The organism is Flavobacterium hungaricum, from assembly GCF_015182285.1.
GTDB classification, from domain to species: Bacteria; Bacteroidota; Bacteroidia; order Flavobacteriales; family Flavobacteriaceae; genus Flavobacterium; species Flavobacterium hungaricum.
The window spans coordinates 302,423-320,721 of the sequence record NZ_PRDM01000002.1; the positions used below are offsets into that span (position 1 = coordinate 302,423).

At 34.5% G+C, this 18,299-nt stretch carries 19 protein-coding genes and 1 tRNA gene; 13 read left to right on the plus strand and 7 right to left on the minus strand.

What is annotated here, in order from left to right:
- Nucleotides 1-32: 32 nt before the first annotated feature.
- Nucleotides 33-1,169 (plus strand): 1-acyl-sn-glycerol-3-phosphate acyltransferase, encoded by a 1,137-nt coding sequence (locus tag C4F50_RS09060; protein WP_193846124.1) that lies wholly within the window; start codon nucleotides 33-35, stop codon nucleotides 1,167-1,169.
- On the plus strand, nucleotides 1,159-2,187 hold the full coding sequence (locus C4F50_RS09065; protein WP_193846126.1) for an asparaginase: 1,029 nt from the start codon (nucleotides 1,159-1,161) through the stop codon (nucleotides 2,185-2,187). Before C4F50_RS09060 ends, C4F50_RS09065 begins: the two co-directional genes overlap by 11 nt.
- A gap of 129 nt (nucleotides 2,188-2,316) precedes the next feature.
- Here the strand turns inward: C4F50_RS09065 and C4F50_RS09070 are convergent, their stop codons facing one another.
- On the minus strand, nucleotides 2,317-3,555 hold the full coding sequence (locus C4F50_RS09070; protein ID WP_193846128.1) for an MFS transporter: 1,239 nt from the start codon (nucleotides 3,553-3,555) through the stop codon (nucleotides 2,317-2,319).
- A gap of 90 nt (nucleotides 3,556-3,645) precedes the next feature.
- Here C4F50_RS09070 and C4F50_RS09075 point away from each other — a divergent pair, with 90 nt between their 5' ends.
- Both C4F50_RS09075 and C4F50_RS09080 read left to right on the plus strand, forming a co-directional pair.
- Nucleotides 3,646-4,515: a LysR substrate-binding domain-containing protein gene (locus C4F50_RS09075; protein ID WP_193846129.1), complete on the plus strand. Its 870-nt coding sequence runs from the start codon at nucleotides 3,646-3,648 to the stop codon at nucleotides 4,513-4,515.
- Nucleotides 4,516-4,574: 59 nt separating this feature from the next.
- Nucleotides 4,575-4,661 (plus strand) — tRNA-Ser (locus C4F50_RS09080).
- A gap of 55 nt (nucleotides 4,662-4,716) precedes the next feature.
- Here the strand turns inward: C4F50_RS09080 and C4F50_RS09085 are convergent.
- Nucleotides 4,717-6,303, minus strand: coding sequence for a zinc-dependent metalloprotease (locus tag C4F50_RS09085; RefSeq protein WP_193846131.1), 1,587 nt, complete (start codon nucleotides 6,301-6,303; stop codon nucleotides 4,717-4,719).
- A gap of 404 nt (nucleotides 6,304-6,707) precedes the next feature.
- Between C4F50_RS09085 and C4F50_RS09090 the strand changes: the two genes are divergently transcribed.
- The gene (locus C4F50_RS09090) at nucleotides 6,708-7,211 is read left to right on the plus strand and encodes a hypothetical protein (RefSeq protein ID WP_193846133.1); all 504 of its coding nucleotides are present in this window, start codon (nucleotides 6,708-6,710) and stop codon (nucleotides 7,209-7,211) included.
- Nucleotides 7,212-7,304: 93 nt separating this feature from the next.
- Here the strand turns inward: C4F50_RS09090 and C4F50_RS09095 are convergent, their stop codons facing one another.
- The gene (locus tag C4F50_RS09095) at nucleotides 7,305-7,724 is read right to left on the minus strand and encodes a helix-turn-helix domain-containing protein (RefSeq protein ID WP_193846135.1); all 420 of its coding nucleotides are present in this window, start codon (nucleotides 7,722-7,724) and stop codon (nucleotides 7,305-7,307) included.
- A gap of 238 nt (nucleotides 7,725-7,962) precedes the next feature.
- Between C4F50_RS09095 and C4F50_RS09100 the strand changes: the two genes are divergently transcribed.
- From C4F50_RS09100 to C4F50_RS09135, 8 genes are all read left to right on the plus strand, one after another.
- Nucleotides 7,963-8,139, plus strand: coding sequence for a MarR family transcriptional regulator (locus C4F50_RS09100; protein WP_193846137.1), 177 nt, complete (start codon nucleotides 7,963-7,965; stop codon nucleotides 8,137-8,139).
- A gap of 249 nt (nucleotides 8,140-8,388) precedes the next feature.
- Nucleotides 8,389-8,751: an S-adenosylmethionine decarboxylase family protein gene (locus C4F50_RS09105; protein WP_193846138.1), complete on the plus strand. Its 363-nt coding sequence runs from the start codon at nucleotides 8,389-8,391 to the stop codon at nucleotides 8,749-8,751.
- 3 nt (nucleotides 8,752-8,754) lie between these two features.
- On the plus strand, nucleotides 8,755-9,984 hold the full coding sequence (locus C4F50_RS09110) for a DUF4178 domain-containing protein (protein WP_193846140.1): 1,230 nt from the start codon (nucleotides 8,755-8,757) through the stop codon (nucleotides 9,982-9,984).
- 6 nt (nucleotides 9,985-9,990) lie between these two features.
- A complete protein-coding gene (locus C4F50_RS09115; RefSeq protein ID WP_193846142.1) occupies nucleotides 9,991-10,185 on the plus strand; it encodes a hypothetical protein in 195 nt (64 codons plus the stop codon).
- A gap of 14 nt (nucleotides 10,186-10,199) precedes the next feature.
- On the plus strand, nucleotides 10,200-10,415 hold the full coding sequence (locus C4F50_RS09120; RefSeq protein WP_193846144.1) for a DUF350 domain-containing protein: 216 nt from the start codon (nucleotides 10,200-10,202) through the stop codon (nucleotides 10,413-10,415).
- Entirely contained in the window at nucleotides 10,408-11,928 is a 1,521-nt protein-coding gene (locus C4F50_RS09125) for a polyamine aminopropyltransferase (RefSeq protein ID WP_193846146.1), read from the plus strand. The genes C4F50_RS09120 and C4F50_RS09125 overlap by 8 nt, the downstream gene beginning before the upstream one ends.
- Before the next feature lie 88 nt (nucleotides 11,929-12,016).
- On the plus strand, nucleotides 12,017-13,531 hold the full coding sequence (locus C4F50_RS09130; protein WP_228011995.1) for an NAD(P)/FAD-dependent oxidoreductase: 1,515 nt from the start codon (nucleotides 12,017-12,019) through the stop codon (nucleotides 13,529-13,531).
- Entirely contained in the window at nucleotides 13,509-14,528 is a 1,020-nt protein-coding gene (locus C4F50_RS09135) for a hypothetical protein (protein WP_193846150.1), read from the plus strand. Before C4F50_RS09130 ends, C4F50_RS09135 begins: the two co-directional genes overlap by 23 nt.
- A gap of 83 nt (nucleotides 14,529-14,611) precedes the next feature.
- Here the strand turns inward: C4F50_RS09135 and C4F50_RS09140 are convergent, their stop codons facing one another.
- The 4 genes from C4F50_RS09140 to C4F50_RS09155 all read right to left on the minus strand — a co-directional run bounded on the left by C4F50_RS09140 (nucleotide 14,612) and on the right by C4F50_RS09155 (nucleotide 18,292).
- Nucleotides 14,612-15,571 carry a nitrilase family protein gene (locus tag C4F50_RS09140; protein WP_193846152.1) on the minus strand — a complete coding sequence of 320 codons (960 nt, stop codon included), beginning with the start codon at nucleotides 15,569-15,571 and terminating at the stop codon, nucleotides 14,612-14,614.
- A gap of 69 nt (nucleotides 15,572-15,640) precedes the next feature.
- Complete coding sequence (locus C4F50_RS09145) at nucleotides 15,641-16,459, minus strand: AraC family transcriptional regulator (RefSeq protein ID WP_193846154.1); 819 nt, start codon at nucleotides 16,457-16,459, stop codon at nucleotides 15,641-15,643.
- Between the two features lie 225 nt (nucleotides 16,460-16,684).
- The gene (locus C4F50_RS09150; protein WP_193846156.1) at nucleotides 16,685-17,443 is read right to left on the minus strand and encodes an SGNH/GDSL hydrolase family protein; all 759 of its coding nucleotides are present in this window, start codon (nucleotides 17,441-17,443) and stop codon (nucleotides 16,685-16,687) included.
- Between the two features lie 66 nt (nucleotides 17,444-17,509).
- Nucleotides 17,510-18,292: a DUF3050 domain-containing protein gene (locus C4F50_RS09155; RefSeq protein WP_193846158.1), complete on the minus strand. Its 783-nt coding sequence runs from the start codon at nucleotides 18,290-18,292 to the stop codon at nucleotides 17,510-17,512.
- Nucleotides 18,293-18,299 lie beyond the last annotated feature (7 nt).

An 18,299-nucleotide genomic window follows, 5' to 3' on the forward strand; every position in this document is an offset into this window, starting at 1 on the left:
GTTCTTTTGCCCACTTAAAACTAATATAAATAATGCAGAGATTTGATGCCATTCGACCGTTTTATGATTCCGAAGTAAATGAAGCCCTTCATGATGTTGTAAATCACCCAATGATGAAAACCATGATGAATTTTACTTTTCCGGAAGTACAAGATGAGGTTTGGAAGGAACAACTTAAAAAAACACATTCAATTCGTGATTTTCAATGCAATTTTATTTATAACACAATTAAAAAAGTTCTCGAAAAAAGCTCTGAAGGTCTTACAACTTCGGGTTTTGAGAAATTAGAAAAAAATACTTCTTACTTATTTATCTCCAATCACAGAGATATTCTTTTAGATACTACTTTATTAAATGTGTGTTTGTTTGAACATGGTTTGGTAATGACGGCTTCGGCAATTGGAGACAATTTAGTGCAAAAAGCTTTCTTGGCAATTTTAGCAAAACTAAATCGAAACTTTTTGGTTTTAAGAGGTTTAACGCCCCGAGAAATGCTGCAAAGTTCTAAGTTATTGTCTGAATACATGGGGCAGTTACTGCTTCGCGAAAACCGCTCGGTTTGGATTGCACAGCGTGAAGGAAGGACAAAAGACGGAAATGATGAAACCAATCCAGGAGTTTTAAAAATGATCGGAATGGGATCTGATGAAGAAAATGTAATGGATTATTTTAAGAAATTAAAAATCGTTCCCGTTTCTATTTCGTACGAATACGACCCGACTGACGTGCTGAAAATGCCGCAATTAATGGCAGAAGCAAACAACGAAGTTTATGTAAAAGACAAAAACGAAGATTTCATGACCATTTTAAGCGGTATCATGGGAACTAAAAAAAGAATACATATTTCTGTTGGCGATGTTCTGGATACAGAAATTGATAAAATTGTTGCCGAAAATGATAATGCCAACAAACAAGTGCAGGCTTTGGCACAAAATATTGATGACGTTATTTTAAGAAATTATCAATTATGGCCTACTAACTTTATTGCTTACGATATTCTGAACGAAACAGATCGTTTTGCAGATAAGTACAAAGAGAGCGAAAAATCGCTTTTTGAGCGTCGTTTAGAAATGCGTATCGGAAGCGATAATCCTGTAACCAGACAAGGATTTTTGGCAATGTATGCAAATCCTGTTGTCAATAAATTAAAATACCAAGATGTCATCTAAATCTAAAATATTACTGATTTATACTGGAGGGACCATCGGTATGAGCAAGGATTTTGAAACCGGAGCGCTTAAAGCGTTCAATTTTGGTAAATTAATTCAGAAGATTCCCGAAATCAAACAATTGGATTGTGAAATAGAATCCATTTCTTTCGAACATCCTATTGATTCTTCTAATATGAATCCCGAAATGTGGACCAAAATTGCCACAATTATAGAGCAAAGTTACAGCGCTTTTGACGGATTTGTAGTGCTTCACGGTTCAGATACCATGTCGTATTCGGCTTCGGCATTGAGTTTTATGCTGGAGAATCTTTCTAAGCCAGTAGTATTTACAGGTTCGCAGCTGCCAATTGGTGATCTGCGTACCGATGCAAAAGAAAACCTTATTACAGCGATTCAGATTGCTTCGTTGCAAGAAAACGGAAAACCGGTAATTACAGAAGTATGTTTGTATTTTGAGTATAAATTATACCGAGGAAATCGAACTTCTAAAGTAAATGCAGAACATTTTAGGGCTTTTACCGCACCAAATTACCCAGAATTGGTAGAATCTGGCGTGCATTTAAAATTAAACAAACATTTATTTCTTCCTATCAATAAAGACGCTAAGCTGATCGTTCATAAAAACTTAGACAATCACGTAGCGATTATTAAAATGTTCCCTGGGATGAGTGAGATTGTTTTGGCGTCAATCCTTGCAACTTCTGGTTTGCGAGGTATCGTCTTAGAAACTTACGGATCAGGAAATGCTCCAACAGAAGATTGGTTTTTAAGCTTAATCGAAAAAGCCATCAAATCTGGAATGCACATTGTAAACGTAACCCAATGCTCTGGCGGAAGCGTAAACATGGGACAATACGAAACCAGTACTGCCTTAAAATCACTAGGAGTTATTTCTGGAAAAGACATTACAACAGAAGCCGCAATTACAAAACTAATGTATTTATTAGGGCATAATATTCCTCAAAACGAGTTTAAAGCTGTTTTTGAAACGGCTTTACGCGGTGAAATATCGTAAAGCTAAATTCCAATTTTTTTAAATCCCAAATTCCAAATTTCCTCGAAATGGCAAACTGTTCGAAAACAACCAGCTTAATTAAATGAACTTATATAACTTATATGGTTCAGACAAGTTGGAATTTGGAATTTATTTTTTGGAATTTCCGTAAGGAACTGGGCAAGTCTCCAATTCTTCTGTTTTGTGTTTTTTATAATACACATAAACCAAAACCGAAAGAATACAAATAATTCCCTGAATAGCAACCGTTGCACGTACGCCCAACGAATGTGAAACGTAACCGATAATCAAACTTCCCACAGGAATCATTCCCTGATACGCCATCATATAATAGCTGATACTTCGCGAACGCATATTAACGGTACTCTGCGTTTGAATGTAAATGTTTATAGACGAAGTTTGTCCCATCATTCCGATACCGCTCAAAGTCATGCAGATTAGGGCAATTGTGATGCTTTTTGAAAAAGATAAAATAATAATGCTGAAACCCAAAAGCAGACTGGCAGCAATCATGAGTTTGTTCATGTTTTCGGCCGATTTTAAATTAGCCAGATAAACAGCAGATAAAACAGAACCAATTCCGGCAGCACTTTCAAACCAGCTGAAAGTTTCAGCGTTTCCGCTAAAGATGTCTTTGGCAAAAACAGGCATTAAAGTATTAAAAGAAATCACAAACAAACTGCTGCAAGTAAGCATTAAGAGCATTCTCGCCATTTCAGTTTCTTTTTTGACGTAGTCTAAACCTTCAAAAAGATCGTCTAACATGTTGAGTTTGTTTTCGGCTTTAATGTGAGGTGTAATTTTCATCATAAACAACGAAATCAAAACCGGAACGTAACTCACAAAATTCCCTATAAAACAAATGTCTTCGCCATATTGGTGCAGAATAATTCCGGCAAGAGCAGGACCGGCGATTCGGGCAAAATTATTCATTGTAGAATTCAGCGCAACGGCATTTGGCAGATCTTCTTTTTTGTTCACAATATCAATCATCATGGTCTGGCGGCAGGTCATGTCAAAGGCATTGATAATTCCTTGTATTAAACTCAGAGCCAGAATAAAGTTGATGTTGTATATTTTTAGATAAATCAGTAAAGCCAAAGTTCCCGCCTGAAGCATTGCCAAAGACTGCAAAACCAGCATAGCACGGTGTTTGTCGTAGCGTCCGATAATGCTTCCTGCTAAAGGCGCAAGAAACAGAGACGGAATCATACTTAAAAAAGTCGCCAATCCTAATAAAAACACAGAACCTGTTATACTATAAACCATCCAGCTTACGGCCGTTTTCTGCATCCAGGTTCCGATAACAGAAACAGATTGCCCGTAAAAGAACAATTTGAAATTTTTAGATTTTAACGCTTTAAACATAACCTTATTTATTTAATACAAAGTTCGTGATTATGATTTCATTAGAAAAATTAATAATTTTACTGATAATAAGTATTTAAACTTATCAATATGGAAATTTATCAACTGCAATATTTTATTAAAACTGCTGAGGTTTTGCATTTTACCAAAGCAGCAGAATTGTGTTTTGTGACGCAGTCTGGGCTTTCGCAGCAAATAAAAAAACTCGAAGAAGAATTGGGAATGCCCTTATTTAAAAGAATCGGCAAGAAAGTACAATTGACCGAGGCTGGTTCTGTTTTTCTAATTCATGCCAAAAAAGTAATCGAAAATATAGAAAACGGAAAACAAGCAATTGTCGATTTGAACGAGATGATTGGCGGCGAACTCCGAATAGGCGTGACTTACATTTTCGGGCTTTTGATTCTGCCCATTGTCAACACTTTTGCCAAAAGATATCAGAACCTAAAAATTATCGTAGAATACGGAACGACAGAATCGCTGGAACAAAAACTAATCAATAATGATGTTGATGTGGTTTTGGTAATTCCGTCGCATGCAATAGAAAATCCAATTCAGAAAGTGCCTTTGTTTACTTCTAATATGGTAATGGCCGTTTCTAAAAATCATGCTTTGGCAGGTTTAGAAAAAATTGCGTTTAAGAAAATAGAAGAAATTCCGTTGATTCTTCCGGGAAAAGGTTCAAACTCCAGAGAATTTGTCGAAGAATTATTCCAGAAGTTTAATATGAAACCCAAGATTTCGATCGAACTGCATTCCATTCATGCCTTATTACAAATGGTAGAAAACAGCGACTGGTCTACTATTGTCGCCGAAAAAGCCCTCAAAGGCTGGGATCAATTAAAAGCGATACAAATTACAGGTGTTGCCACAAAACGAGAAGCCTTTATGCTCACGATTGGCGGTTATCAGAAAAAAGCAGTAAAACTTTTTATGGAAGAGTTTAAGAAAAGCATTTAAGTAATCTTGAATTTACTTTTGTAAACTCGATTTTTTTTGTGTTCTTTGCAGACCAAAATAGAAAGGTGTCCGAGTGGTTTAAGGAGCTAGCCTGGAAAGCTAGTATATGGGTAACTGTATCGAGGGTTCGAATCCCTTCCTTTCTGCTGAAAATTTAAAAAGGGTGTATATTTTAATTTAATATGCACCCTTTTTTTTATTCTAGTTTTTGATAATTTGATGTGTTTCTTTATTTGCCTTAGTCACTATTTGAATAAAATAGTGGCCTTTTTTAATATCTGACATATCTAATTCAGAGAGATTACCTGATTTTTTTTGAATTTTTAAAATTCCATTCTGATCATATAAATTAATCTCTAAAATATTATCACTAAACTTGTCTAAAGAATAGAGATTATCTGAACTGTTTTGAATTGTTATCGTAGAAGAAACAGGATTAGGGTATAATAAGAAACTTGATCCTCCGCCATCGTTACAATTCGGAATGATTGCAATATAATATTGTAACCAAGGTGAGAATCCGCAGCTATTTGATGCTCTTATTTGAAAAGCAAGATAATTAAAGGGAGCTTCAAACATTAAGGAAATCCAAGCCTCATTTCCCTGTAAAAGTAAATAATGATTATTTGTTATACTCTGTGCTTCCCATACCGTTGTTTGATCGCCGCCCTGTATTGTAGGAGTAAAAACATTATTCCCTACAGTATCTCCAGCTCTACACATTGAGAGATTATCATTAGGTTGATAATCGACGCGAGGAACTCCTACCCAAATATTAGTTGTTAATGTTTGATAAGGTAAAACAGCTTTAATGTAAGCAGCCTCATTTACACTTGTGTCTAATGGTTTAACAGTAATTGAAGTATTATTTGAAGATACAATTGTAAGATTTGGTGAAGTTTGCCATGAAACATAAATTCCACCATTTTCAAGAGTATAAGTAATCCCTCCAGAGTCACTGCACATTAAACTGGCTCCAGTAATTTTAGGAATAGAACAACTTGTACCTTTTAGACTTGATAATGTAGGATTGGTATTTAGTGCTACCCTCATTCTGAAAGCTTGTTCTGGAGTAAAATGATTTCTAAGAAAGTAATATGACATAATGTTTAGCATATCAGGATTATATCCTTGAGATGGCCCTACATCAGCATCAGCAGGCGTATCACATACAGAATCGCCACATGAACTGCAATTAGATCCATTTATAGCCTCAGCACAGCCATTTGTCCCACTTTTAGTACCTTGAAAGGTGTGTTTCAAATTAAAACAATGACCTACTTCATGAGAAGAAGTTTCTGAAAGTACTGCGTCTCGTCTTATAACTAATCTAGTAGAAGGTATATTTATCGAAGTTCCAGCAACGGTGCCTTCAGGTTCATTCCATAAAGTTTCTACGATATAATAATTTAAGGCGTTTGATACTGCATTTGTTTGAGAAAGACTTGAAGCTTCACCCGAGTTATCGATATTTTGATACGCTGTACTATTTATAAAATCGTATCCTGTATTTACAAAATGAATACTATGTGTATTAAATCTTCGATTTAAATTATTTATAATATTATCTAATTGATTTACAGAGATGCCGCCAGTACCTGCGTTAGTACGTAAAATATGAAAGTAAACATTCACGCAAATAGGGAATGGAGATTCGTCTATAACTCGTTGTGAAAAAGTTTCAGATACTTTTTCAACTGTTTTGCTATCTGGAGTACCGCAAGTTTCCTGACTAAAAAGTGGCCAATTACAACAGATAATAAATAATAGTAGTTTTTTTAATTTCATAAGCAAATAGGTTAAGTTAAATATTAAATTAAAATTAACATTTTTTTATTAAATAAAAGGTTACTATTTACCTTTTTTGTAACTTTCTAATTACTTTATTTTTAAAGTGTTGATTTTTGAAATTAATGTCAAGTGAAGGTTTTAGTATTAATCATGAAAGTCAATTGTTAGTTATAATTATATATCTACCTCGTAATGATTTATTACTTAACCTTATTTTTTTAGCAAATTTGTTTTTAATAATGATTTTATTTTTACCTTCAAATACATTAAAAATTTCATCTTTTAAATCTCTGCAAGATTTGTGAATAATATTTTTTGTGCTCAATTAGGGCTAACAGTAAATTATATATTTATTCTTATTCTTATTATAAATTTGATTATAGTAATCAAAAAAATATAAAATGAAAAAATCAATCTCACTTTTATTGTTGCTTTTTATAATTTCGGCTTGTGATAATTCTAAGAAAAATCAAGTCGAAAATGTTTCTAATGAAAATCTGGAAACTCCAAAAAAAGAATTAATTATTGATGTTTTAAGTATTGTAGGGAAAGACAAAACAACAGTTGAAAAAGTTTTGGGCAAACCTGAAAATATAGAAAAAGTAAAACCGTCAAATACACCTTGTGCAGACAAAGGCTGCGATAAATTAATTTATAAATCAGGTAAATACGAAGTTGTATTTATAAATGATAAAGCCGATTGGATTACCATTTATGATGTTTCAAATTTTGAAACGACAGTTGACGCAATTGAATTATTAGGTTTAAAGAGTGCTAATCCAGATTTTAACAGTCCAAATAATGTTATTAGATGGAAAAACATTAATAACATACTAGAGATTAATTTTTTTGATAATGGGTCGGGAAAGATTAATTACATTTATATTAAAGGTCAAACAGATTGATAATACTAATCAATTTTTTTTTAAAGTTTTTTTTCAGATTCACCTGCTAACGCGAGCGTCTCGCTCGTGCCCGTACAGGATTAATATTATAACCTATTTCCCATTCAACAACTTCTCCAAATATTCATTTTTATCCTTTTCAGCCTGTAGTAAACGTTCGTAAAGTTTTTCTTTTTCCTCATAAACTTCAATCAATTTATCTAATGGATTGAAAGTACATTGATTCGATTGAATAGCACCATTACTATGGCTAAAGTCATTATCGTAAATGTTATTGAAATAATTAAACACTGCTTCTTCAGAAAAATTTTTAATTGCTTCTACGGTTACTCCAAGTGCTTTTGCAACAGCTTCTAGTTTTTCTTCGTCGATAGTTTCACTGTTTTCAATAACAGACACTGCTTGTTGATTTGTTCCTAAAGCTTGTGCCAAAGCTTCTTGCTTCATGTCTTTCAGTTCACGAATGCGACTGATTTTGCGTCCTATGTGATATGGTTTTGCTGTAGTGCTCATGATTCAAAGATATTTAAAATTGTTGAGGTATAATGTGCTTTGGTAAAAAAACGAGATCAATTTTGTAAGATACGCTTTTCATTATTTAGAACAAAAATACGGTTTACATCTGATTATTTAAAAAGAATAATAAAGTCAGCTTTAAGTATAAAATTGTATTGATTCCGTAGAAATATTCACAAATACAATTATAAGAAAATATTTACTATTTTTGAAGCTTTATAATTATATCGAAAAAATGGAAACAACAGATCAGGTATTAGAGGCTATTAAAAAAGCAGCTGCGCCCGTAAATGCAGGAAAGGTAGTGGAATTAACAAAATTAGATCGCAAAGAAGTAGACAAAGCGATGAAAAAATTAAAAGAAGAAGGATTAATAGTTTCGCCAAAACGCTGTTTTTGGGAAGCCAGATAATTGAAGCTTTGAAATCCGGTGTTTGCCGGATTTTTTGTTTTTATAAAAGAGAGGTTTGGCAGCGGTTTTTAGGCTTAAAAAACCAAAAGATATTTTGAAATTGCATTGCTGCAACTTAAAAAAACTTAAAAAATACAAATGTGTAGTCCCAGTTCGTGAGTTCAAAAAAGTATATTCAAAATACATTTTCACATTATTTTATTAGAGAAATTATTATATATTTGGCACTGCTGTTATATAACTAATTTGATGGATTTACCCCCTTATTCGCCAGGACTGCATAAACTGGTAACCTTACATGTAGACGAAATATCAAAACTCACCAACAGTGCAGGTTTCGTTGCTGTAACACATTCCATTTTAGAAAAGTACGAATTGGAGAAGGTTGGGGCCGTAGTACACGATTTCGAAAACCAAAGTTTTACGATCTCATTCTGTCTTAAAGAATCCCATATTTGTATACACACCTGGCCAGAATACAATCAGCTTACATTAGACGTTTACTTGTGCAATTATCTTCAGGACAATTCGGACAAAGTACGTGCTGTAATGGCCGATTACGTGGCGTATTTTGAAGCTGTAATTATTAAAGATTTTGAAATTAACCGATAAGATATGAAGATTCCTTGTTACATCTGTAATACAGAAACCGAGTTAGAGGTTGGTTTTGAAGTAGTCAATTTTGCTTGTCCCAATTGTCACAGCGTTTATGAGGCTGATCAAAACGGAAAGTTCCTAAAGAAATCACAGTATAAAACAACAGGACAAAATTATCCGTTGCAAATAGGAGATGTAGGTTTCTTAAAAGGCAGTAACTATAAAGTAACGGGAATTTTAAGAAAAAATGTCCACCCAGATTATACCTGGACAGAGTTTATCCTGCAGAACGAGGCAAAAGAATTTTTGTACCTCTCTCTTTCCAGCGGACATTGGATGATGCTTACCCAGATGGAAGAGATTTTTGAGGTGCAGAAACATCCTTTGATTCTGGAACATAATAATGAAGATTATAATATTTTTGAATTTTCTGATGCCAAGATCATAAGCGCCGAGGGATTTTTTGATTTTGAGCTTTCTGAAAAATTCATTCATTTAGTAGAATACATAAAACCGCCTTATCTGATTTCGGTCGAAAGGGTGAAAGGGATCGAAACGGCTTTTTATGGTGAATATGTTAAGAAAGAGGTCATAAAAAAAGCATTTAAAAAGACCACAATTCCGTATCAGTTTGGGGTGAATATGATTCAGCCTTTTAGGTATAATGTTCGAAATACGGGCTTGATTTTCTGTTTTTTTGCCTTGTTTATCTTTACGGCCGATTGGCTGCTTTACAAAGATCAGACAGAACAAAAAGTTTTCTCGGATATAATTCGATTTACCGAATTTGATAATAAAGCAATCACAAGCGCGTCTTTTGTTTTAAATGGGGCTTCGGCGCCGCTTACAGTTGAAGTTTCGTCTAGCGTAGACAATTCCTGGGCTAATGTAAATATCGCTTTGATCAACGAAGATACGAGTGACGAAATCTACGCCAATAAAGATATCGAATATTATAGCGGCTACACTGACGGCGAATATTGGAATGAAGGCAGTAAACAAGAAAAATTTAATATCTGCGGTGTAAAAGGCGGCAAATACCACTTGGTAATAACGCCGATGAAAGCGCCTGAGGATCTGGCAAACAACGAAATGCAGATAAGTGCAACCTGGAACCAGCCTTCGAGTCGAAATGCCTGGTTTGTAACTATTTTTATGATTGTTGTTTTTGCCGTTATCTATTTCTTTAAATATAGTTTTGAAAAAAGCCGCTGGTCGGACAGTTCTTATTCTCCTTATTCTGAATAAAATACCATGAGTAAAATAACTGATTTTATAATTAATAATAAAGCTCCTCTCCTAATTGGATTTTTTTGTGTTGGAGTTTATTTTTATTTTGCTTTGGCAGGAAACCGAATTTGCGACTGCGAGACAACAGAAAAATACAGCACACCAAGAAGCCATAATTCAAGAATTTACAACTCAAGAAATCATTTTTATCATAAATAATAAAACGTATCACTATGGAACTAATACACGCACAGCCAATAGTTAATTCAATCATTTATTCTATTTTAGGAATAATTATTTTATTGATTGGTTACTTTATCATCGAAAAACTGACACCCGAAAACACTTGGAAAGAAGTGGTAGAAAAAAATAATGTTGCTGTTGCAATCGTTTTGGGAGCGTTTATCATTGGGATCTCCATGATTATTAGTGCCGCAATTCATGGGTAAAAAGTTTCTTAGGTTTGAATTTCTTTTACTGTTTGCGGTATTTATCATTGCTACCTGCGGCCTTATTTACGAATTGGTTGCGGGAACTCTGGCAAGTTATTTACTGGGCGATTCGGTAAAGCAATTTTCATTTATTATCGGCGTCTACCTGTTTTCTATGGGTATTGGCTCTTTTTTCTCCAAGTTTTTTCATAAAAACCTGCTGAACACTTTTGTAGAAATCGAAATTCTGGTGGGGCTCATTGGCGGTCTCAGTTCAGTCATTTTGTTTTTATTGTTTGAAAGTGTAGGTTCTTTTCAATTCATTTTATATTTATTTGTTTTTGTAACCGGTTTTTTGGTCGGACTCGAAATTCCGCTTTTAATGAATATTCTAAAAGACAGGGTTGAGTTCAAAGATTTGGTTTCCAATGTTTTTACGTTTGATTATATCGGCGCTTTATTGGCCTCGATTTTGTTTCCGCTCGTATTGGTTCCGAAATTAGGAATTATGGGAACCTCGCTGTTCTTCGGAATGATCAATGTAAGCATTGCAATTGCGCTTTGTTTTATATTAAAAACAGAATTAAAAAAAGCGTATATATTAAAAACAAAAGCCATTTTTTCTTTTCTATTACTGCTGGTTGTTTTTATTTTTTCGGATGCTATTCTGGCCTATTCAGAAGGAAAATTATACGGAGAAAATATCATCTATACCAATTCGACTCCGTATCAGCGTATCGTTTTAACGCATAATAAAAGCGATTACAGGCTTTATTTAAACAACAACCTCCAGTTTAGTTCTGCAGACGAATACCGCTATCACGAAGCTTTGGTGCATCCTGTTATGTCTATTTCAAAAAGCGTTAAAAATGTTTTGGTTCTGGGCGGCGGAGACGGTCTTGCTGTACGCGAAATATTAAAGTACAAAGACGTTGAGAAAGTAACTTTGGTCGATCTTGATGAAGGAATGACCAAGCTTTTTAAAACCAATAAGGTTTTAACCGATTTTAATAAAAATTCGCTCAACAATTCAAAAGTTATTGTAGTTAATACAGACGCGTATATTTGGGCAAAAAACTGTAAAGAACAATTTGATGCTGTAATAATCGATTTTCCGGATCCGTCCAATTACAGTTTAGGGAAATTGTATTCTCTAAATTTTTATCAAACCATAAAAACCATTTTAAAACCCGATGCGGCTTTGGTAATACAAACCACTTCGCCCTATTTTGCGCCAAAATCTTTTTGGTGTATCAATAAAACCGTAATGCAGGTTTTTCCGCAGGTAGACGCTTATCATGCTTATGTTCCGTCTTTTGGAGAATGGGGGTATACCATTGCCATAAACGGTTTTGGAACTACTTTTAACACCGTAAACAGAAAAGCCGAAAAACTGAGATTTTACAATTATCAGTTTGACAGATTCAATTATTTTACAAACGATATGATTTCAAACCAAATAGAAATCAATCGATTAGACAACCAGATTTTAGTACGCTATTTTGATGAAGAGTGGGGAAAACTGCAATAATTCCAGAAGGAGTTTTATAAAAATAGTCGGTGCAGCTTTGCTTACGGTTCCGTTTCTGCAGTTTTGTTCAGATAAAATTGCCGTGCTTATGATTCGGTTATCAGGAACCAAACATCTGCTCGGACATCGTTTGTGGATCAAAGATTTTCCAGAACCAAGTAAACAAATTGAAATCCCGTATTTAATTGTCGGGGGAGGAATTTCGGGTTTAAGCGCAGCGCGTCAGTTTCATAAAAAAGGAATTACGGATTTTTTGGTCATAGAATTAGAAAATCATTTGGGAGGAAATTCTTCAAACGGAGAAAACAAATATTCCAAATATCCTTTGGGAGCGCATTATCTGCCATTGCCCAATAAAAATGACAAAGAATTACTGCAATTTCTGGAAGAAGAAAAGATCATTTTAGAATACGACTCTCAAGGTTATCCTGTTTTTGATGAACTTCAATTGACTTTTGCACCAGACGAACGTTTGTTTTACCGCAATAACTGGCAGGAAGGCGTAGTGCCGAAAGAAGGAAATTCTACTTTAGACAATTTAGAATTTCAAAAATTCTTTCAGAAAATGGATGTTTTTAGAAAAGCAAAAGGAGCAGATGAAAAATATTTATTTGATATTCCGCTTTATCTTTCTTCGAGTGACGAAGAAACACGAGCCTTGGACAAAATTACCATGAAACAATGGTTTGAAGAGCATCATTTTTCGTCCGTGCCTTTATTTAATTATATCGATTATTGCTGTAAAGACGATTTCGGTTTGGGAATCGATTATGTTTCTGCTTGGGCCGGGATTCATTATTTTGCCGGAAGAAAACAAGATATTGCAGCAGAAAAAAATGACAGCGTTTTGACCTGGCCAGAAGGAAACGCAAAATTAGCACATCATTTACAAAAATATACAACAGATAAAACCTTGAAAAATCATTTGGTTTATGAGGTTAAAATTGAAAATGATAAAGTAATCGCAAAAGCTTTTGACGACGTTTCTAAAACTTCGGTAGAAATAATTGCCGATAAAGTAATTATGAGTTCACCGCAGTTTGTAAACCAATATCTGCTGAAAGACCGAAAAGGATTTACTAAAGAATTTCAATACACACCGTGGCTTTTGGCAACTTTAACGGTAAGTGATTTGGAGGATAATTACAGTTTTCCGCTTGCTTGGGACAATGTAATTTATGATGCCAAAGGTTTAGGTTATGTGTACGATCAGCATCAGACATTGCAGCAGGTTCAGGACAAAAAAGTCATTACCTATTATCATAGTTTCTCGTCTGGAGATCTCAAGAAAATACGAAAAGAAATTTATAAAAGAGACCAAGAGTACTGGAAACAATTTGTGTTGAATGACTTAAAAATCGCGCATCCGGATATCGAGGAAGTTACTGAAGAAATCGAAATATTTCTGTTAGGCCACGGAATGATTTCGCCCGCGCCAGGATTTATTTTTGGCGAAGCAAAACAAAAAGCAAAACAAAATATAGCGCAAAAAATATATTTTGCGCACAGCGATTTATCAGGAATTTCGATTTTTGAAGAAGCTTTTCATCAAGGAATTAATGCAGTAAACCAGATTTTAGATGGAACAACCTTGGATTCATAAAGCCAAAACAGATCTGGCATTTATTATCGGGCCATCTTTTTTGGTGCTGGCTTTGATTTTTCTTTTTCAGGATTACATTACTGAAATCGAAAATGAATACTCTTTTTATACCTGGCTTTTTTTAATTGTTTTTATTGATGTTGCGCACGTTTACGCGACTTTATTTAAAACTTATTTTGTTGCAGATGAATTTAAGAAACAAAAACAAAGATTGATTGTACTGCCTATTATTTGTTTCCTTATCGGAATTGTTCTTTTCTCTTTTGGCAGTCTGGTTTTTTGGTCATTTTTAGCTTATGTGGCTGTTTACCATTTCATCAGGCAGCAATATGGTTTCATGAGATTGTATGCCAGAAAAGAGCAAAAAACAACCCTTTCGGTCTGGATTGATAATCTTGCGATTTATGCCTCAACGGGATATCCAATGTTGTATTGGTTTTTTTCGTCTAAGCGAAAGTTTAACTGGTTTGTAGAAGATGAGTTTTTTAAATTTCAGAATAAATCGATTCTCGAGTTGCTCTTTTGGGTTTACGTCGGGATTATGGTTTTATATTTGATTTATACTGCATTTCAATCTATTAAAAACCGATTTTTTAATATTCCGAAAAACAGTATTATTCTGGGAACGGCGCTTTCGTGGTATTTCGGCATTGTTTATTTTAATGACGATCTGATTTTTACTTTATTGAATGTCGTTTCGCACGGAATTCCGTATATGGCTTTAGTTTACTTTAGAGAGATTGACGGAAAATCAGAAAAAGAATTGGGGAATTTATCGTATTTGAAACAATATCAAGGTATTTTAATTTACATCGGAATTCTGTTATTGATTGCCTTTTCGGAGGAATTTCTTTGGGAGTTTTTTGTTTGGAATGAAAATATCAGCGTAAGCAGTTTTGATTTTTCGGCTTGGCAGATTTTCTTGGTGCCGCTGTTAACTGTTCCTCAATTTACGCATTACCTGCTGGATGGTTTTATATGGAAATCGAAGAAATAAAGTGTACAGCTTAATCTCAAACAAACTAAAAAGAACCTTCTTTGTAGTGTTCCGGTAAGTCTTAAGAAGATGAAACGTTTAATTTATGTTTTTTGATCAGAGTTTAACCAAACGACATTTTGTTCAGAATGGTGATCTTGTCCAATAATATCCTTGTACAATTCTGGTCTTCTAGCTTTTATATAACGGTTTCCTCCTGCCTGAATGCATTTCTCGGGAGTAATTATGGCTGCTGCAAAAGAATCATCAAAAGTTCTGCATTCTGCCAATACATCTCCAAATGGATCAATAATCATAGAACAGCCATTTTTGAGCTGGTCATCATCCATACCAATCGGGTTTGAAAATACGGTATAAACAGCATTGTCATAAGCTCTTGCCGGAAGCCATTTCATGAGCCAGTCTCGGCCTTTCATACCATCAAATTCTAATCGTAACGAAGTGGGATCTGCTTCTCGGTTTTCCCAAAGCTGCGGAGCAACAAAACCAGCACCAGGCCGCGTAGAAGGCGTGCACATTGTTACGTGAGGCATAAAAATAATATCGGCTCCCAGAAGTTTGGTGGCGCGGACATTTTCTATAATATTATTGTCGTAACAAATTAAGATGCCGCATTTCCATCCTTCAATTTCAAAAATACAGTAACGATCTCCAGCGGTTAAATATGGATTTATAAAAGGATGTAATTTGCGGTATTTGGCCACTAAACCATTTTTGTCAACGCATACGTAGGCTTTGAATAAATCATCATTTTCATCTTTCTCAAAAAGTCCAGCCAATATTACGATGTTGTTATTTTGGGCAATTTCCGTCAATTTTAAAATGCTTTCCCCGCTCGGAATTAATTCTGCCAAGTCTAACATTTGTTCTTTTGATAGATTTCTCGCAAATGTATATCCCGTTATTGAGCATTCGTGAAACGAAATTACATCACAGCCTTCTTCAGAGGCCTTTTTCGAAAGCTTCTCAATTACAGACAAATTATAATTTTTATCGCCGCTTTTATTTTCAAATTGAGCTGCAGCTATTTTTAGATTTTTCATATTGTTCACTCTTAATTATGGGCAAAATTAGGGTGAGCAATACGTTATAAATTGTACAAAACCGACATTTTAGAATGTTGATGCAGGAAATCTTTTGATAAGATTATTGGTTAGTTTCCCTGTGGTATAGACATATTCTGTTGGAGTTATTCCAGTATGTTTTCTAAATTCTTTTATTAAATGCGACTGGTCTGAAAATCCTGCATCATAACAAATTGTGGTTAGATTGGTGTCGTCAGGTTTGTTTTTTAGTAATTTCAAGAAATGATGGAGTCGTATAATGTTCCCGAATTTTTTAGGATTTAGTCCAATGCATTCTTTGAATTTTCTTTCTAGATGCCTTTCGGTGTAACCGGTATATTCAACCAATTGTTTTATAGAAAAGAGCCCTTTATGAGCCATAATAAAATTTAAGGAACTGTCTATTAGGAACTGGTTTGAAGAAGGTTTTGCGGCCATTATTGACCTGAAAAAATGATTTAAAAGAGCCACACGAGCCTGATTATTTTGTTCTGATAATTTTTCTTGCAGTACAGCAATTTTTTGGTCAAAGACCTCTTCTACAGGAATAATAGCGTCGTGGAATTCATGGGCAGGAATTCCTAGTAATTGATGGATCCCGTTGGGTTGAAAAACGACAATTAGTAATGTTATTTCATTCTCAGAATAAAGATCTTTAAAACCGTTAAGCTGTCCATACAAAAAGGAAGCAGGTAAATAATCTTTTACTTCTCCGATTTTAGATATGAGCTTACTTTTTACAGAAAAGACAAGACCAGTATTACCATCAGAAAACAAACGAAACTTTTGGACAGCGGTTTCTGCATTATCTAAAAAAAGGTAATGTTTGATATAAGGTGATAATTCTTTTGATGGTGAAACCTGCATGACTATAATTGATTTTGAATGCAATTGAATGTCATTTGCAAATAATTATGAGTTTAGCAAAATTAGGGATATTTTCCTTGAAAAACTTTTAATTTCTAATCTAGCCCCGATAGAAACGATATCCTCTATTGGTCTCGTTTCTTTAACGAGACCAATAGAGATATAGTGTATAGCGGGAATAGAGGTGTTTTGAAAATGAATGCTCTGCTCCTAAAAATCAAAATATTACTCCTGTAAAGCGATTTTTACCTTTGGCATCATGCGATCAACAAACATTTTGTAAGCAAGCTGCGAAGGATGTAGTCCATCTGAAGCTACAAGATTTGGATTGCTTAAACCTTGTCGCGTAATGTCTGTAATGTTTACAAAAACAATATTATTGTTGTTGCAGTATTTCTCGGCAAAAGAATTGTATTGATCTATTTCGGTAGAAATCATAGCGCTTTGATCGCCAGCTACACTTTTTCCATATGGTGTGTAAGCATAATCTGGAATCGAAATAACCACAACATTTTTTGCGTCACCTTTAGCAAGCTTAATAGCCTTGTTTACCAATTCTGGAAATTCTTTTTCGTAAACAGAAAAATTTCGATGTTGATATTGATTGTTCACTCCGATTAAAAGCGTTACCAAATCGTAATTGGAGTCTGGATTTTGGGTGTTAATGGCCGAAAGTAAATTGGTTGTTGTCCAGCCTGTTGTAGCAATTATTTTTAGCGAAATGGTACTTGCATACATACTTACGAGACTTTGTTTAAGCTGCTCTGGAAAACGACAGGTTTCGCAGACACTCTGACCAATTGTATAACTGTCTCCCAAAGCTAAATAATTTATAGTGCTGGGAATGGGAAGATTCGGATTTGTAACCGGCGGATTTACAACTGGCGGTGGAGCAGCAGTAGGGGCGGATTCTTCGGATGAGCTGCAGCTCAGAAGAAATATAGAAAGTATAATGGTAACTATTTGTTTAAAATGTGGTTTCATAATTCGTTTAAATTAGATTGGGACTCTTTAAACAAATAGTTACGTTAAATATGATGTTTTGGATTTTTAAACCATTTCTGTTTTTAGAAGGATTTCTTCTTCGATGGCGTTCCAAAGTGCAATTCTTTTTTCAAGAGCCAAAATAGAAACTTCTTCTACTTCTTTCCATTTTAGAGCATCATTTTCACATAATTCGTCAATCATCTGCATCGCCATTGGTCCGTGTTCGTCGGCGTCGAGTTCTATGTGTCGTTCAAAATAATATAATAATTTGGCCAAGTCGGTTTCTGGCAGGTTTTTCTGGAAGTTTTTAAGGATTTCAGTAAACATGCTCGGAATCAAGTCTTCTCTTCCAAAGGTAAAAGCCGCTGCAATCTCGTGTGGTTTTCCTTCTTCTATTACTCTAAAAGTAAAGTCTAAAAAGGCTTTTACGTTTGGGTGTAATGAACTTTGCTTGATAGCCACAAATATATTTTGCAGTGAAGTTACTTCTGATAAGAATTTTAAAATTCCGGTGGTATCAGCACCGCAATCTTCCATTGCCTCCAAATACATCTCGTAATGGCTTTGTCTTCTTCCGTCAAGGGTCAAATCAGTTTCTTCTGCAAGTACAATTTCGTTGATTAAATATCGGGTTCCCGGATTTTTGGTAGCAAACCAAGGCGTTGTAGTACAGGTAAGTTTGGCTTGTAAGGCTTTTAAAAGTGACATAAAATCCCAAACGGCAAAAACGTGTGTTTCTAAGAAACAGTGTAAATCGTCTATGCTCTGAATTTTATTGTATAATGAATGATTTAAAAGCTGGTCTTTTTGAGTTTGGATACTTTTGTTTATCGTTTCGATATTCATTTTTGGA

Excerpts from the sequence above, each read along its gene's own strand:
- C4F50_RS09135 (WP_193846150.1), top strand. The coding sequence starts at position 13,509 with ATGGAACAACCTTGGATTCATAAAGCCAAAACAGATCTGGCATTTATT.
- C4F50_RS09105 (WP_193846138.1), top strand. The coding sequence starts at position 8,389 with ATGGATTTACCCCCTTATTCGCCAGGACTGCATAAACTGGTAACCTTA.
- C4F50_RS09090 (WP_193846133.1), top strand. The coding sequence starts at position 6,708 with ATGAAAAAATCAATCTCACTTTTATTGTTGCTTTTTATAATTTCGGCT.
- C4F50_RS09115 (WP_193846142.1), top strand. The coding sequence starts at position 9,991 with ATGAGTAAAATAACTGATTTTATAATTAATAATAAAGCTCCTCTCCTA.
- C4F50_RS09120 (WP_193846144.1), top strand. The coding sequence starts at position 10,200 with ATGGAACTAATACACGCACAGCCAATAGTTAATTCAATCATTTATTCT.
- C4F50_RS09060 (WP_193846124.1), top strand. The coding sequence starts at position 33 with ATGCAGAGATTTGATGCCATTCGACCGTTTTATGATTCCGAAGTAAAT.
- C4F50_RS09110 (WP_193846140.1), top strand. The coding sequence starts at position 8,755 with ATGAAGATTCCTTGTTACATCTGTAATACAGAAACCGAGTTAGAGGTT.
- C4F50_RS09065 (WP_193846126.1), top strand. The coding sequence starts at position 1,159 with ATGTCATCTAAATCTAAAATATTACTGATTTATACTGGAGGGACCATC.
- C4F50_RS09130 (WP_228011995.1), top strand. The coding sequence starts at position 12,017 with ATGATTCGGTTATCAGGAACCAAACATCTGCTCGGACATCGTTTGTGG.
- C4F50_RS09095 (WP_193846135.1), bottom strand. The coding sequence starts at position 7,724 with ATGAGCACTACAGCAAAACCATATCACATAGGACGCAAAATCAGTCGC.
- C4F50_RS09150 (WP_193846156.1), bottom strand. The coding sequence starts at position 17,443 with ATGAAACCACATTTTAAACAAATAGTTACCATTATACTTTCTATATTT.
- C4F50_RS09145 (WP_193846154.1), bottom strand. The coding sequence starts at position 16,459 with ATGCAGGTTTCACCATCAAAAGAATTATCACCTTATATCAAACATTAC.
- C4F50_RS09155 (WP_193846158.1), bottom strand. The coding sequence starts at position 18,292 with ATGAATATCGAAACGATAAACAAAAGTATCCAAACTCAAAAAGACCAG.
- C4F50_RS09100 (WP_193846137.1), top strand. The coding sequence starts at position 7,963 with ATGGAAACAACAGATCAGGTATTAGAGGCTATTAAAAAAGCAGCTGCG.
- C4F50_RS09075 (WP_193846129.1), top strand. The coding sequence starts at position 3,646 with ATGGAAATTTATCAACTGCAATATTTTATTAAAACTGCTGAGGTTTTG.
- C4F50_RS09125 (WP_193846146.1), top strand. The coding sequence starts at position 10,408 with ATGGGTAAAAAGTTTCTTAGGTTTGAATTTCTTTTACTGTTTGCGGTA.
- C4F50_RS09085 (WP_193846131.1), bottom strand. The coding sequence starts at position 6,303 with ATGAAATTAAAAAAACTACTATTATTTATTATCTGTTGTAATTGGCCA.
- C4F50_RS09070 (WP_193846128.1), bottom strand. The coding sequence starts at position 3,555 with ATGTTTAAAGCGTTAAAATCTAAAAATTTCAAATTGTTCTTTTACGGG.
- C4F50_RS09140 (WP_193846152.1), bottom strand. The coding sequence starts at position 15,571 with ATGAAAAATCTAAAAATAGCTGCAGCTCAATTTGAAAATAAAAGCGGC.